This window comes from Dactylosporangium sp. NPDC000555 (assembly GCF_040300025.1).
Classification (GTDB): Bacteria; Actinomycetota; Actinomycetes; order Mycobacteriales; family Micromonosporaceae; genus Dactylosporangium.
Window position 1 is genome coordinate 1 of sequence record NZ_JBEPDB010000074.1, and the last position, 15,302, is coordinate 15,302.

11 protein-coding genes are annotated in these 15,302 nt (G+C 65.7%); 6 read left to right on the forward strand and 5 right to left on the reverse strand.

The window, feature by feature from the left end:
* Positions 1 to 278: 278 nt before the first annotated feature.
* Entirely contained in the window at positions 279 to 716 is a 438-nt protein-coding gene (locus tag ABT297_RS32710; RefSeq protein WP_350556278.1) for a hypothetical protein, read from the reverse strand.
* Positions 717 to 729: 13 nt separating this feature from the next.
* A complete protein-coding gene (locus ABT297_RS32715; protein ID WP_350556280.1) occupies positions 730 to 1,731 on the reverse strand; it encodes a hypothetical protein in 1,002 nt (333 codons plus the stop codon).
* Positions 1,732 to 2,119: 388 nt separating this feature from the next.
* Between ABT297_RS32715 and ABT297_RS32720 the strand changes: the two genes are divergently transcribed.
* The 6 genes from ABT297_RS32720 (at position 2,120) to ABT297_RS32745 (ending at position 8,772) form a co-directional block, all read left to right on the forward strand.
* On the forward strand, positions 2,120 to 3,526 hold the full coding sequence (locus ABT297_RS32720) for a hypothetical protein (RefSeq protein ID WP_350556281.1): 1,407 nt from the start codon (positions 2,120 to 2,122) through the stop codon (positions 3,524 to 3,526).
* A 241-nt stretch (positions 3,527 to 3,767) separates the two neighbouring features.
* Complete coding sequence (locus ABT297_RS32725; RefSeq protein WP_350556282.1) at positions 3,768 to 4,787, forward strand: YaaC family protein; 1,020 nt, start codon at positions 3,768 to 3,770, stop codon at positions 4,785 to 4,787.
* 521 nt (positions 4,788 to 5,308) lie between these two features.
* Positions 5,309 to 6,793: an ISAs1 family transposase gene (locus ABT297_RS32730; protein ID WP_350556283.1), complete on the forward strand. Its 1,485-nt coding sequence runs from the start codon at positions 5,309 to 5,311 to the stop codon at positions 6,791 to 6,793.
* A 478-nt stretch (positions 6,794 to 7,271) separates the two neighbouring features.
* A complete protein-coding gene (locus tag ABT297_RS32735) occupies positions 7,272 to 7,742 on the forward strand; it encodes a hypothetical protein (RefSeq protein ID WP_350556284.1) in 471 nt (156 codons plus the stop codon).
* On the forward strand, positions 7,732 to 8,556 hold the full coding sequence (locus tag ABT297_RS32740) for a tyrosine-type recombinase/integrase (protein ID WP_350556285.1): 825 nt from the start codon (positions 7,732 to 7,734) through the stop codon (positions 8,554 to 8,556). Before ABT297_RS32735 ends, ABT297_RS32740 begins: the two co-directional genes overlap by 11 nt.
* 15 nt (positions 8,557 to 8,571) lie before the next feature.
* Complete coding sequence (locus ABT297_RS32745; RefSeq protein ID WP_350556286.1) at positions 8,572 to 8,772, forward strand: hypothetical protein; 201 nt, start codon at positions 8,572 to 8,574, stop codon at positions 8,770 to 8,772.
* Between the two features lie 337 nt (positions 8,773 to 9,109).
* Here the strand turns inward: ABT297_RS32745 and ABT297_RS32750 are convergent, their stop codons facing one another.
* The 3 genes from ABT297_RS32750 to ABT297_RS32760 all read right to left on the reverse strand — a co-directional run bounded on the left by ABT297_RS32750 (position 9,110) and on the right by ABT297_RS32760 (position 15,276).
* Entirely contained in the window at positions 9,110 to 11,734 is a 2,625-nt protein-coding gene (locus ABT297_RS32750) for a tetratricopeptide repeat protein (RefSeq protein ID WP_350556287.1), read from the reverse strand.
* Between the two features lie 747 nt (positions 11,735 to 12,481).
* A complete protein-coding gene (locus ABT297_RS32755) occupies positions 12,482 to 13,609 on the reverse strand; it encodes a hypothetical protein (protein WP_350556288.1) in 1,128 nt (375 codons plus the stop codon).
* Entirely contained in the window at positions 13,573 to 15,276 is a 1,704-nt protein-coding gene (locus ABT297_RS32760) for a hypothetical protein (protein WP_350556289.1), read from the reverse strand. The genes ABT297_RS32755 and ABT297_RS32760 overlap by 37 nt, the downstream gene beginning before the upstream one ends.
* Between the last annotated feature and the right edge of the window lie 26 nt (positions 15,277 to 15,302).

Below are 15,302 nucleotides of genomic sequence, written 5' to 3' on the forward strand. Positions count from 1 at the left end.
CCATCAGCTGTTGCATCTCCTCACGACCAGCGGGCGCACGGTCTGCCGCAAGACCTCAACAGGGTCCGATCCGAAGAGTGCTGACCCGCCAGCCGATACAGGAGCCATCCTGCATCCGCAGGCTGACAAGAACCTATGAGATCCGGATGGGGTAGTTGAACAGCGAATCGGCTTGGATCCCTGCTGCGCCGCAAGTATCGGGTCGGAGAGTACACAGCAGGCTCGCGCTGGACGGCATACCTCCGGCCCGCGAACGAAGCCAAGCGGGACGTCTCGATCTACAGTTCCCAGACGGTGCTGGGGTTGGCCATGGCTTGCTTCAGGTCGACGATGTTGCCGATGTCGGCCAGTGGCGAGGTCCGCGCGACATCGACGATTCCGCTGACGACCGCCTGGACTGCTACGGCGTCGCCTGCTGCCAGAGCGTGGTCAAGGCCGGCGAACAGCCGCTGATGGGTGTCGCGACGCTCGGCGTAGACCCGGTCAAGGTAATCCCTCAGAGCCTCTTGCGAGGCTCGGATCCTCGCGATCTCAGCCTCGCGAAGCGTTCGCAGGTACTCCCGTTTCGTGCTCTCCGCCTGATGGGCCTTGAACCCGTCGTGGAGAAGACCAACGATCAGGCTCAGGGCCCTGAACGCGTCCTGGGCACTGGCCTGCAGCTCTTTCGATTTCGGGCGTACCGGGGTGCCTTCCAGCACCTCCTTCTTCTCCGCCATGTGGTGTCCCCTCTTACGCGGGTTTACGGTATTTGAAGATCAGTCTTCCGGTGTCCGCGTCGAGGTTGGAATTCTCGTCGGCGACGGGCGCAACAGCTACCTGCTGCACCGCCTTGACCAGACTCCACGCCAGCTCGAAACGATCACCATGAATCGCCGGGTCGAGCGGACCGTCCCCCAGCGCGTCGATGGCCTTCGACGCCCTAGCGGCGAGCCAGGCAAGAGTATGGTCCTTCTCCTGCGCCTGCTCCCGCACGCCGTGGAAGAGCCGGTCAACAACATTGAGGCTCTCGATGGCGAGATCGAACGCTCGCCGGTGCTTCTCGGCCTCCGTCATCGCCTTCTCGCCCTGCTTGTACGCTGTGGCGCCAGCGGAACCCACGACGATCCCACCTACGACAGCTTTCCCGAGCACGCCGCCCAGAGCCCTGCCACCGCCACCCGACGCGAGCGTGCCGCCACCCATGAACGCCTCACGCGCGGCTTCCCGAGCTGCGCCGTGAAGGTCCGAGGCAGCCGCGCCCGTGCTGGCTGTCGCGATCTGGTTCATGCCGTGACGCAGAAAGCTCCACACCGTGTGACCGGCCTGAGCTGACAGAACGAGCCCTTTGGCCCAGCCCTCCGGATCGAGGTCGAGCTTCGGCTGCGCCATGACCTGCAAGCTGGTGGAGAACTCAACGCCGTCGAGGATGAGCAGTTCACTGACGCGCACCTGCATGTTGTTGCGCATCAGGACGTCGCGCATTCGCAGAACAACGTCGTTATGGACCTGCTCGTGCTGGCGGCCGAACGCCTGCAGCTGAACGTTCGTCCGTTCGTGCTCGGCAAGGTGCTTGCTGTAGCGATCCGAGTAGGCGGCCCAGAGTTCACGCGTCTGCGCCTCTGCCCGCAAGCGCCGGACACCGCCGTAAACGCCCGCTGCCACAACGCCTGCACCCGTGATGACAGCGGTGGCTGCGAGGACGATCGGGACGGGCCGTATCACCATTCGTACCATCGGCAGTACCTCCGTCACGTTCGTCTCGCCCGCGGATGTTATCGCCCTTCTCGGCTCGAGCGGTGAGCGGACCTTGCGGGTAGGGCGCCGCGCACAACCACGAATCGTGACGATCTCCGATGTCGCCGCCGCGCGGGACCTGCGGCAGAGCGGATGCGCGGCACTTGATCTGAGTTGGCCAACGTCAGCGCCTGACAGGTGTCGGTCCTCGCCCAAGGCACGCCGACTCCGGATGACCGTGCCGCAGTCGGAGAGGGCGGTAGCCCGTTCAAGCCGGGCCGAGTCCGGGGTGCATCGTTGGTCGAAGCGACCCCACGCCCACTTTGCGGCAAATTCAGGCGCACGCGCCCAGCCAGTGATGTGCGCACTTCGGCGGCCGGACACTACCGCTAACATCGTCGATGTGATGTATATAGTCGTGGTTGATCGACCGGTGCCTGCGGGGCGGAGGTATGTCACAAAAACGACACCCATTGCCATGCCATCTGGCGAGAAGGTCCAGCTGGCATTGATTGTGCACAAAGACGCTGGCCGCAACCGATCAACCCGGTCCTACCTGACCCACATCGGAGTATCGCTTCGGTCTGCAAACCAAAAGGCAAGCACCTACGATACTCGCATCAAGCTCGAAGAACTCTTCGATATAGTGCCATCATCCCTTGAATGCGAGCATGTCACTACCGGGACGAACCGTGACAATTTGGCACACCTCCTGACCACCCGCAGCGGTGATGTAGTCGCAGTCCAATCGGAAGTAGCGGCAAGTGTTCTAGATTCAATTGCACGGCTGCGTCCAGGCATGGGCGCGGTTATAGATTGGCTTGAGGCCCTCCGCAACTCAGATGAACTTGGATTCACCGAGCGAGAGATATTGTGGCGGGAACATCGGGACGCCATCAATCTTGGTTTGCGAATTGGCGGCTTCTCGTCGACTCCCCTGCGTGCCTGGAGGCGCCCCAGCAACAATCAGCCGTTTGTCGCTGGCGTCGTCCCGTATCCGCGCCCAAGAACACTGGAAAGCAACCCGTCGGCGTCGCCCACCCAGATCGAACTGCCCGGCGAAGGCTACGAGCAGTCGGCAACGGGGCGAGAGGAGCTGTATCACCCGCGACTCGCCGGTCTTGCGAATCCAACGGAGCCGAGACTGATCGATCATGACGCGAGAGCGTTTCCCGGATGGTCTCGCCAGCGTACCCCTGAAATGCATGTCCACGTCTTCGCCGATGGGAATCGGCGAATGGAAATTATCAATATTGATGCAAGTGGCGTGGAGGCGAGGACCGGTGCCGATCTCATCTATTACCACGTCAACACCGAGAGTTTCGTTCTTGTGCAGTACAAGCGATTGGTGGGGCGGAGCTATCCGGTGGATGAGCGCCTTGTTGATCAATTGAATCGCATGGAACGTCTTGCCAAACTCAATAGAAATCCGACCAGGCCGCACGAGTGGAGAATCGGTCCCGAGTTCAGCTTTCTGAAACTCGCAGACATCAAACAGAAAAACGTTCCACCCGACCGCCTCGTCAATGGGCTTTATCTTTCGACGTCATACACCCGAATGCTGCTCGCCGAAAACCTCACCCGGCTTGGTTACGACTCCGTAGAGCGGCACCTCAGCAATCAGCAGTTCATTGATCTCGTCGCACACGGGCTGATAGGAACAGTGGGCGTTAGTGTGGAACAAATCCGCGACATCATTACCGGACTTCTAGATAATGGCGAAAGCGTTGTTATCGCCAAAGACGTCAGCAACGAGACCCTCACCGAGAGGCAGCGACGACGGCGCTCCAGAAGTGCTACGCCAGCCCGATAGAATCATGGTCGTACGCAGCGAAGGAGGCCAGTGGTTGCGATAAAGATCAAGGCGGCGAGCCGGGACAAGTAGGCGTTGGTCAGATCCGCATCCGGGCCGACTGGAGCTGGAACACGCGCCTCGGGATTAAACCCGCCCACTTCAAGGCTCCTACTGATCGCCCAACCACATGCAGCCAACGCCCCTGTGTGGATCTATGAATTCGCTGGCATCTCGTCGTGCTTAAGCGGACGATCGTCAAGTGACAGTGAAGGTGGACGTGGACGTCGTTTGGGCAGCGCTTCGGTCAACCCGGGCCGAGCCGCCCTCTGGCATCAGGGGAGGGCGCCGAAAGACCTATGCAGCCGCGCTTGAACAGGCGCAGCAGATGTTTACCGCCGCCATGAGCGTGGGCGTCGCGACCCGTCCGCTGCTGTTGTTCTACGGCTTGTCACAGGGTGGCCGGGCCATCGCGGCTGCTGCCAAGCACGTGCCTAACAACGATTACCCGCTCGTCGGGCACGGCATCAAGGCCAACACGTCCACCCTCGTCGGCCCCCTCGCTGACGTCCAGGTGCATTGTGACAACACAGTCACGGGCAGTTTCACCCGCTTGTCGAGAATCCTCGATTCTCCTGTCTGGGACGGCACCGCCCCGGTAACTCTCGGCGAGTTGTGGAATACCTTGCCCGAGGCTAGGGTCTTTCCGCTCGGGCATCCAAACGACGACGCCGGCCCGCTTCCGGTGACCGTCGACGAGTCCAGCGTGTTCTCTCAGGGCCCAACGACTCCGCCGGTGCAGCTCATCGTGACAGGCATTGCGTCCGGCCTCATGCCGCCCCCGCAGCACCAGGACGCCGCGCCAGCGTTGGAGGCATTTCTCGGCAAGTATCCGAAGCTCGTTGGACACATGGCGATGTATCCCAAGGGTGTATATCCCGATGGGCAGGGCGGTACCGTCCACCTGGCCTACTCCTGCAGCCATACCGGCTACCACGAGCGGACCGCCGAAGCGCTTACACACAGCACCAGCTATCGCCTGCACGACCGGTATGCCTTCCCGGCCGTTGGCGCGAACACCGACTCCCTTCACCCGGTCATGGCGTGGTGGGCCGTCCTGTTCGCGTTGTCCATGCTCGCTCGATACCACCCTGAGGCATGGGCGGACCACATCGCCGTGGACAGCAGCAAAGTTGCCGTGCGGATCGAGCACCTGCTGACGGAGGCGTTAACAGCTGTGCCGGAACTTCTCCTCCAGACGATCCTGGACGTGTCGCAGTAGCCTATCGGAGGGCGCCGAGCCGACGTGCCCTCGTGTGCGGGCGCCGAGAGCGGATGACGATTAAGGAGGTGCGCGCTGTCGTCGGCATGAGTGCGCGCCGGCTCCCTGACGACATCCACTACGCAACGCAGCCAAAGCGGAGACCCGTTCGATCGCGCGGGGCGCCAGCCTTGCGTCAAGCCCAAATCTCTGCCCGACGTTGAGCGATAGCCACACCTGGCGATCCCTCCCAGGGCCCCGGCAAAGTCGTTATGCGTGTCCGGCTTGAGGTGGTTGGTGTAGACGCGCCCTTGCTCTGCATAGCAGGACGGGCATGACCGGTTCGGAAGATCATCGAGGTTCCTACGCCTTGTTGATCGTTCCCGAAGTGAGCCATGCCCGCATCGCCATCATCGCTGATCACATCATTGTTGGCCGCACGGGCCGGGCTCCGTCCACCGGAGCTGACCGCCGGTCTGCCCGCAGCCTTGGCCGCAGTTCCCGATCCACGCGCCCGGCGGGGCGTCCGCCATCACCTGACCGTGGTGCTCACGGCGGCTGTCTGCGCGGTCGTGGCCGGTTACCGCTCCTACACCGCGATCGCTGAGTGGGTCGCCGACCTGCCCGCCGACACCGCGGTACTGCTGGGCATCGACGCGAATCGGCGACCATCCGAAGCGATGATCCGCAGACTGCTCCAGGCCATCGACCCGGATCTGCTCACTGCCGCGATCGGGAGCTGGCTTGCCGCAAGGATCCCGGCACCAGCACCCGGATCCAGACCAGCGATCGCCGTGGACGGTAAGACCCTGCGCGGCTCACGCACCCGCGACAGCGCCGCTCGGCACGTCCTCGCCGCCGCCGATCAGCACGCCGGCATCATCCTGGCCAGCACCGACGTCGACACCAAGACCAACGAGATCACCCACTTCACCGCCCTGCTGGATCAGATCGGCGACCTGCGCGGCACCGTCGTGACCGCCGACGCGCTGCACTGCCAACGCGACCACGTCGTCTACCTCGCCGAGCGCGGCGCGCACTGGATCCTGACCGTCCAGGGAAACCAGCCCAGCCTGCACCAGCAACTGGCCGACCTGCCCTGGCGGCTTGTTCCTGTCGCCGACCGCACCACCGACCGCGGTCACGGCCGCCGAGAGATCCGCACCCTGAAGATCCTGTCCGTCTCCACCGGCATCGACTTCCCCCACGCCGCCCAAGCGATACAGATCCGCCGCCGCCGACGCCGGCTCGACGAACCTCGACGCTTCCCCACCGAGACCGTCTACGCAATCACCGATCTCCTTGCCCACCAAGCGAAACCGATGCACCTGGCCGACTGGATCCGCGGCCACTGGTCCATCGAGAACAAACCCACTGGGTCCGCGACGTCAGCTACGACGAAGACCGCTCCCAGATCCGCACCAGCAATGGCCCACACGTCATGGCCGCACTCCGCAACGCCGCCATCGGCGCCCTGCGCCTCGCCGGCGCCACCAACATCGCCGCCGCCAACCGCCACCACGCCCGCGACGCCAACCGACCACTGGCCCTATTCGGCATCACCTAACGAGGTGCCAGGGGTCATACTCGGCGCCATGGAGGACTGGGGTTCGGTGGCGCGGGCTGCACAGGAGCGTGGTGACTGGGATGAAGCAATCGCGGTTGTCGGCTCCGTTGCCGAGTGTTTCAGCCCGGACCCCTACCTTCACAACGCACACCTGTGGCACATGGACCTGCTCGCGAGGGCAGGGCGGCTCGATGAACTCGCCCGCCGGGGCGAGAGCGATCGGTGTGCACGCCGACGGCTGGACCGCCTGCTGTACGAGCAGGGGCGCGGCAGCGACCTCCGGCATCGTGCCGAACGCGGCGACAAGACCGCGTTCTACATGCTTGTGCACCTGCTCCGTGATCGGGGCGACGAGAGAGCGGCTCGCCAGGCGCTTGCCGACATCGATCAGACAGACGTGTACACGACGCAACTCGCGCACGAGCCGCGCACTCGCGTTGAGCGGAACGGCAGCGGTTAGTGGCAGTGATCAACACTTCGGGCGTCATCGAGCCGACTTTGCCGGGGCCCTGCGATCCCTCCCGCCAGGCAGCATTCCGTATGCATTACGCAAGCTGCCACGTTTCGCTGATGATCGCGACGTCGCTGCGCCCGTCGGTCCGTTCCCATGTTCGGTGGGACCCGCCGAGGATTCGAACCTGACCGCGGACCCGGCGAAGGATCTACTGGTCGCGCGCGCTGCCCTCCGCACTCCGCGCCTCCGATCGTAAGCCAGTCACGACAGGGCAAACATCTCATAGGCTGTAGCGATCGATGTCCAGGCGCAGCACATCATTCAAGATCAATGGCGTGGGCATTTGGTGCGTGTCACCCCTTCGACACTGATCTTGGTAAAGGTTCACCAAGATCCGTTGCACCCCAGTACATCAGCGGCTGACCCGAGCGGGCATTCACCCGGTCGGGTATCGCTGTTTCCCGACTGCTGCACGGCGACAACGATGAGCGACGTGCCGCGCGACGTCCCGGCCCCGACCGAACAGATGATCACCGCGCTCATCCCGGCACCACTCCCCCGCCGCCGGCCTTCCCGGCCATCCCTGCCACGCCTGCCCGCGCCGCGAACCCTGGCCGATCCCGCCGAACCACAGCTCGACGTCAGCCGACTCGACCCGTCCGGCCGGATCTCGGCCCGCCCGCTGCTCCGCCTGCTGCACTGGGCGCCCGGACACCGGTTGCGATTCGACGTTTTCGAGCACACCATCACCGCCACCTCGAGCCGGACCGGCACCGCCATCAGCGCCAGCGGCCTGCTCGCCATCCCCGTGGCCGTCCGGCACCTGGGCCGGCTGGCCACCGGTGACACCGTCGTCCTCCTCGCCGATCCCGCCCACGACCTCCTCGTCATCCACCCAGCGCGCATCGTGGCGCGGCTGCTCACCGACCGCCGCGGCGGGGCCGATGCCAGCTGACCGCACCCGGCTCGACGCGGCCTGGACAGCCCTCGCCGAACTGGGCATCACCCTCGACGACCTGCAGCAAGACGCCCGGCCGCCACAACCTACCGTCGAGGCATACCTGCCCAAGGTGGTAGCCGCCGCAGGCCCCGGATCCCGACGCGCCTACCGCACCTATTGGACCCGCATGGCGATGACCTGGCGCAACCGGCCCATCGACACGATCACCGCCACCGAGGTCCAGGCGATGCAGGTCCAGGCCGCCGAACACGCCACGGCCCGCCGCAACCACCGCGACGGCCGCTACGCCGGCGAAATCTTCCTCGCCGCCGCCCGCGCCTTCTACAACCGCACCATCGCCGACAACCTCATCAACGCCACCGACAGCCCAGCCCACCAAATCGGCAAACCCCGCCGACTCCCCAGCACCCGCCGCGCCCTCACCTATACGGAACTCGCCGACATCAACCAGGTCGCCCGTACCACCGGCAACGACCCAATCCTCGACGCCCTGCTCCTGCGCCTGCACACCGAGACCGCCTGCCGCCGCGGCGGCGCCCTCAACCTCCGCCGCATGGACCTCGACACCGACCGCGGCCTGGTCCTGTTGCGCGAGAAGGGCGGCACCACCCGATGGCAACCGATCAGCCTCGACCTCGCCACCCGCCTCGCCGAACACGCCCGAATCCGGGGTGCGGTCCTGCCGACCGACACGTTGCTGCGCTACCGCAACGGCAGACCACTCACCGGGCGCCGGTACGACCACCTCTGGCACCGCATCGGCCACCACCTGGCCTGGGTCGCCGTTCACGGCGTCACCGTCCACTGACTACGCCATACCACCTTGACCTGGGTCGAACGCCACTTCGGCTACGGCATCGCCCGCGCCTACGCCGGCCACACCGACACCACCGGACCAGCCACCACCACCTACATCCGCGCCAACCTGCAAGACGTCGCAAAAGCACTCGCCGCCATGACCGGCCAACCCCACCCCCTCGCCACGGCCGATCACCGGTCGACAGGTACATCTACATCGGCTTAAACACGCTGTCACACCCCGCGCAACCACCGAGCGCGCGGATGCGGCATGAGCGGAAACGTCGCCCGCAGCGCAAGTACGCCGATCGGCTGGCCTGGTCGAACGCAACAAGGCAGAGGCCCAGCCGAATCGAGCATGGCGTTTTTGGGCGGATTTTCCCACTGATGGTTCCGCGAGCCGCGGCGATCTTGCCGCGGCTGAGTATCGTCAGCTCCGGCTTCCACCAATCGCGTTCCTGGTTTCCCGCAGCAAGACGCCAGTGGCAAGCGTGTGCGGATGTTCTGCGCCTAAGACCGTGGTCCGTCCAGCAAACGCTGCCTCCAGCCAACCGGCGGCCGCCTCAAGAAGGCCCGGTGCGGGCGAGCCAATCGCCGAAGTTATGCAAGCTGTTCAGAGTTCCCGGAGCCGACCGACCCAGGATTCGTGCGCTATCGTCGATCAGGTCCATCCATGCATTCGCGGCTTCATCCGGATCCATGTTCTCGGAGGTGTAAAGCAAGTAGTTGTTTCGAATTGTCAGGGTCTCCGGGTGATCTGGTCCCATGCATCGCGTAGCGTCGGCGAGCAGCGCGGTAAAGTCAGCGGCCGCGACGTCACGTGCACCTGCCTCACCCATGACGTTCGCAAGATTCCCGCGGGCGGCGAGCGTGTCCGGATGCTCTGGCCCAAGCACTCGCGTGCGCGTGTTGACAAGCCGCTGCAGCAGCGAGACAGCCGCCTCTGCGCCGTCCCCGCACTCGCCGACCCAGCGGGCGTGGGCCCCCTGCGCGGCGAGCGTGTCCGGGTGATCGGGGCCGAGCGCTGCGAGCCGGTCCGCCGCGAGCTGTGCGTACATCGCGAGGGCGGTCTCGCCGTCGCCGCCCTCGCCGTACATTCCGGCGAGCATGGAACGCGCATCGAAGGTATGCACATCGGCTGAACCAAACAGCCGTTCGCAGTCCGCCACAATGTGCTGCATCTCGTGAATACCTTCGGCGATGGCGCCCGCCTCGAAGCGGCAGAATGCGAGGTTGGCTCGCGCCACGACGGTGCCTTCGTCCTCCGGTCCCTTCATGCGCTCGAAGTCTCGGACTAGCGCTTCGTGGAGGGGAATCGCCGCGGTGTAGTCGCCGGTCTTCGCTCGCCACCGAGCGGCATGGCCCCGCAGTACCAGCACCTCCGGGTCGTCCGGTCCCAGGCGCCGCATCGCCGCGGCAACCACGTCGTCGAAGTATTCGGCAGCGCCTCCCGGATCGCCGCCCTCGCCCTGGCGTACGCCGGCGAGCACCAGCACGTAATGCCCGTTCAGCCCTTCAGGCTCGTCGCGATCGTGACGACGTAGGGCGTTGACGTTTGCGCGCATCGTCAGCGCTAGACTCGTTGCTCGATCCCCGCGGAGCCAGTGCAGGAGCAGCGTGTCAGCGGCCGCCCAGATGACCGCTGAGCGCTGCACGCTGTCGAGCGCTTCGCGCGTAACCCGCTGAACCAGCGCATGTACTCTGACGATGTCACCGTCGTGACGGAGCAGGCTCAGCCGATACAGCGCTCGCAACCCATCGCGGATCGTGTCGCCCTCGAGGAGACGATGGTCGCCGGACGAGCCGGCGGCCTTCCAGATCTCGTACGAGATCCAGGTCCGGGCGGCGTCTTCGGCAACGACATCCGTCGGAATGCCGTCCGGATCCAGAACGCTGAGCAGCTCCATCAGTGGCCGCGCCACACCGGCCGGATCCAGTTGATTCGCGAGTTCCATCGAAAGTGACCAAGTGGTCGCCACCGTATCGCGGTGCTCGTCGGGCAGCGCCTCGGGTTCGGGCAGCAGTTCGGTCAGCCGCCTCCGGCGATCCGCGAAACGGCGCCGGTATTCGCTGCACCGCAACTGCCGATCCAGGATGAACGCCGCCGCCTGGGCCAATGCGAGCGGCAACCCCTGCAAGTCGGTTGCGACACCGTCGATGTCATCGCCGAGCGTCCGCTGTTGCCGCAGTGCCGATCGGAGATAGCGCGAGGCTTGCGCGGGGCTGAAGACATCGACATCGACCAAGCGACGGCCGTGCCCGGCGAAGGCCGCATCGCGCCGCCTCGTGGTGACGATGGTCCTGCCCCGAGGTCCTCGGGGCCAGAGATCCCGAAGGTCGGCCGGTGCCCGCACGTCATCGAGGACGACGAGCCAGTCTTCTTCGGTGTCGGCGAGCCATGCGAGGAACCGGTCGGCGCCCCGCTCGGCATCCTCCTGCGCGCCGAAGGCCACCCGCGCCGCCTCGGCAAACGTTGCCACGATCAGATCCCGGGACGATGCGTTGACCCAGATGATCGCCGCTGTGGCAGTTCTGGCTCGGCGCGCGAAGTCGGCCGCGAGCTGTGTTTTGCCGACGCCGCCGAGCCCGGTCAGCACCACGCTTCCCCCGGCCGGAAAGTCGTCCAGAAACCCGACGCGGTTCTGGAACGCAGCCGCCGCAGCGGGAACGATGCCGGCTCGCGGCGATGTGGTGTGCCGCCCGGTGTCGCTACGTCGGTTCAATGCTTCGACGGCCAGGTCCAGCGCCCTGGTCTCGACGGAGCCGGGCGCGAAGGTAGTCAATAAGTCCTTGTGCGCGCTGAGGTGAGTCTCGATCGCGGTTCGGCCCATGAACGCCACAGGTACCGGCGTCACAGCTTGCAACTTGGACTGGAACCATCGCAGTTCGCCAGGGGTCGGGTCGAGGGGAACGACAAGGGTCCACGCCACCATCGCGGGCTGGCGGCGGACTGCTGTCTGCAGAGAATCCAGGATTTGTTGTCGTTGAGAAGGCCCGAGTCGCCCGTGGAACCGCTTGATTTCGTAGATGTGCAGCCCACCGTCGACCGGTACCTGCACGTCCACCCCGCCGTCGCCACCGCTGCCGTCGACACGCAGCGCGTTCGGCAGGATTCGCGTCAGCAATGCGGCCAGGAGCCGTTCCGTTTGGTCGGCGCTGTACTCGAACCACGGGACAGGTCTCGACACGCTGGCAACACCCTCCGATCGCTACGCAGAGGCGTGGCATAAACACTCACTTAAACATCGATCACCACCGTATGACAAGTTCACGCCCCGGCAATGGTGTTTGGCCGGCTCGGCAGCGAGAGGCTTTGTGAGCACTGTGATTGGCGCGCTGGTTGAAACTGCGGTGCGGGACTTCTCGAACCGCGCGGCCGGCCCGAAAGTGTCGGTGTCTTGTGATAGACCTCAGCGGACGGCTGCTCTCCGCACCCCTCGGGGAGTAACCGACCCAGTCAGTGCTCTCTTTAGCACATCAGCCCGCCTAACCGGTAGGGCCGTGCAGCATGAGCTCTTTTTCGCGCGTGAGTGATGCGAGGTGATCGGTCTTGACGCGGTCGTCGGGCTGGTCCTCACGTCCTTTGTGGACTTTAGTCGGTGTTGGTGGTTCGCGTCGAGGTTGGGCTCTTGCGGGGCGGTCGGCGTTTGCCAACACCGACGACCCTGTTGCTGAATTGGTTAGACGGCGAGTGTTTGGTTGAGTCGGGTGACGTTTGTTGGTGTGGCCGCGGTCGGTTGGGGTGCCGGCGCCAGGTAGCGGTGGCGGTGTTGACGTGTTGGAGGTGGGTTTGGGTAGGCCACCGCGCCCCGTAAGAGCCAGCGCCGTCGTAGCGCCTGAGCCCAGCGAGAGACGCCGGTTGCCCACGCAATCCGGGCGACCGGCGCTCTCTGTGCGCGGACGGAACCGTCAGCCATTCGCCGGCATCGGTTGGGTTAACGCTTGCGCCGACGCGCCTTCCGTAGAACGGCTTCGGCATCCTGCCGCCGACGTATGGCGGCCTCGTCGCGGGCCGGCGTCGCCGTTGGTCCAGCTGGGCGAGGGACGCGGCCCCGGCGGTCACGAATCCGGCGGGCGCCGTCGGCTCGCCACTGTCGCAGGACGGCGGGCAGGCTTTCCCGAGTGGTGAACCAGGACATCGCCGCCGCGGTGGACCGATCCTGAGCGTCCACCCAGGTCGCCATCAGATCGGGCTCGACGATGAACCTGGCCGCGAGTTGGAAGTACAAGTCATTCTTGGCTTCGGCGAACCGCTGCATCGTCTGAAGCTGGCGAACCTTGGGACAGAACGCGGCACCGATGAACCAGGCGGCGCCGGCCATGACCGCGCCTGGGTCCTCGCCCTCGTCCGGCGTCGGTGCGCACAGCAGATCCACGATACGGCGCTCGGCGTCGTCCAGCTCGATGCGGGCCTCGTCGCGGAGCGCGGCCTCGTACGCGGCGCGGGCGTCGGCGGCGCCGATCAGCCGATGGGTGCGGCACAGCCCGGCCATCTCGAACATCAAGATGCTGAGGTCGGTCTGCAGCTCGCTTTCCTGGCCGAACACGGCGGCGGTGCGGTCGAAGCCGGCCAGCACGAGTGTCTGGGCCCGCCGCTGGCCCTTACGCATCGCGTCGCCCAGCCGAGCGTGGGGAGAGGACACGAACGGGCACACCTGGGCCGCGTACAGTGCGCACACCTCGTGCACCGGCGCCTCGTTGAAGATGAGCGCATCGCCCATCTGCTGCAGCTGGTCATCGAAGGTGACCTGCCATCGCAGCTCATCGTGGAACGGCATCGCGCATACCGCGCACAGGTCGAAGGTCGCGAGCACGAGTTTGCGTTGTTCGGACAGCGACCCATAGTCCTCCTTGCCCGGCGCCTGCGGAATGACCGCGATGATCGGGTATCCGCGAGGATCGATCCGAAGGTGGGCGCACCGGATCGGCGCGGCGACATCGGCGGGTCGGCGTCCTGTGCCGGCGCCGGTGGGCTCCTGCTGGGGCGTCGGTTGCGCCGCCGGGTCTTCTTCCTGCATGGCTAATCTCAGTCCTCGCGTGTGGGTCGGTAGCGGAGCAGCCATCCGATGTCGCCCTCGCCCACGGTCGACACCAGCGCGGCGCACAGCCAGACTATGGCGGGGAACAGGTCAGGGCCGAGAACGTCGGACAGCTGCCCGAACGTCACATCGTCGACGCCCAGCCGTTCGGCGAGCATCCGCTGGCTCGCGTAGTGCCCGGCCAGGCTCGCCGCCGCCAAGGCCGGGCCGGCGTACTCAGCGCCATACCTCTCGCCCAGCCATTCCATCGCAGCGTCCAGATCCGCCGTCACCAGCGGGCCGTCTTTCATCGCGACGAGATAACCTACTCCGCGCGCAATCAGCGCCGCGATCACCCGGCCGATGTCGTCATCGGCGACCTGAAGCATCGACTCAATGAGATCGCGGGGAATGTCGGGGTCTCCCGCGTCCAGCACCGCGGACACGACCTGCTCGCAGCTATCCTCGGCTTCCAGATCGATGTCACGGCGTTCCTCGTCCTCGCCGTCTCCGTCATCGTCGCTGGCCACCAAGCGAAGGGCAGGGCGCGTAGGCCGGTGCGGTGCCGGCTCCAACCCGAGCCGGTACCGGTGCGCGCGAGCCTCCTCGCGCACCGCGTTGCTGAACTCGGTCTGCATCTGCTCATGGAGGTCGTCGAGCTTTTCATCAACCTCGTCGTCTAGGTCGACGTCGGAATGGTCGGCGTACTCGTTGTACAGCAGCCAGCAGCCATGGATGCCGGTGAGCAGGTCTTCGAGCATGTCCCGCGCGGGTCGCTGCGGGTCCAGCGGCGTCAGCCGGATCTTGCGCAGTTCCTGCGCGGAGAACTCGTCAGTGGTGTGCTCGTCGGCCAGTTCCTCCGCCTCGTCCAGCCTGTCTCGCAGCACGTCGACATCGGGAACCTGTCCCGCCGCGATCGCCATCGCGTCGCGGATCATCGCGGTCACGATGTCGGTCGGCGAATAATCGACGTCCAACAGTTCCAGCACGTCGGTAGGGGTACGGACCGGGATCGCCTCGATGTTGTCGGCCTCCAATACGACCTGGCTGGCCGCCCGACCGGACACGCGAGACGCCACGTCCGCCGCCGCCTTGAGCCAGTGCACGGCGGCCACACACGCCGACGTTGGGTCAAGATCGAGGAACAGGTCATCGGCGCCGAGCGGGTCCCTCGCCAAGATCTCGTCGGCCGCCGCGACCTGCACGGGCGAGGCGTCCTGGCGGGTCAGCTGGACCGCCTGCGTCGACCGGCCTGACAAGTCGCCCAGCTCGGCCTTCTCCACGGCCTCGACCTCGGCCTCGACCTCTGCGACGACCGCCGCCCTCAGGCCGGCGTCGCTGGCGGCATGCAGAGCCCGACCCACCCGATGAGCGCACTCCTCAACCGGGTCGTACGACACCAGCAACGCGCCGTTGTCCGAGGGCAGGTTGGGCTCGCGCACATGATCGGCAACTGTGGCGAAGCCCTCCCGGGTCAACTGTCGCCGCCAACCTTCCGTGTTCTCGTCGAGGCTGTCGGCCGCACTCGCGGGGTGCGTGTAGCAGCGCCACAACGCGTCCGATAACCCGGACAAATTGGCTGCCAGCGCCAGGCGTTCCCGTGATCCGAGGTCAACGGGTAGGTTCGCCACGGTGATCGCGACCGCACCGTAGCCGGTGTCCCAGATCGCGACCAGCTCGCCCCGTGTCTCGTCCACCGCGTACCGCGTCATCAGGCCCTCCTCCTCGCACTCAGACG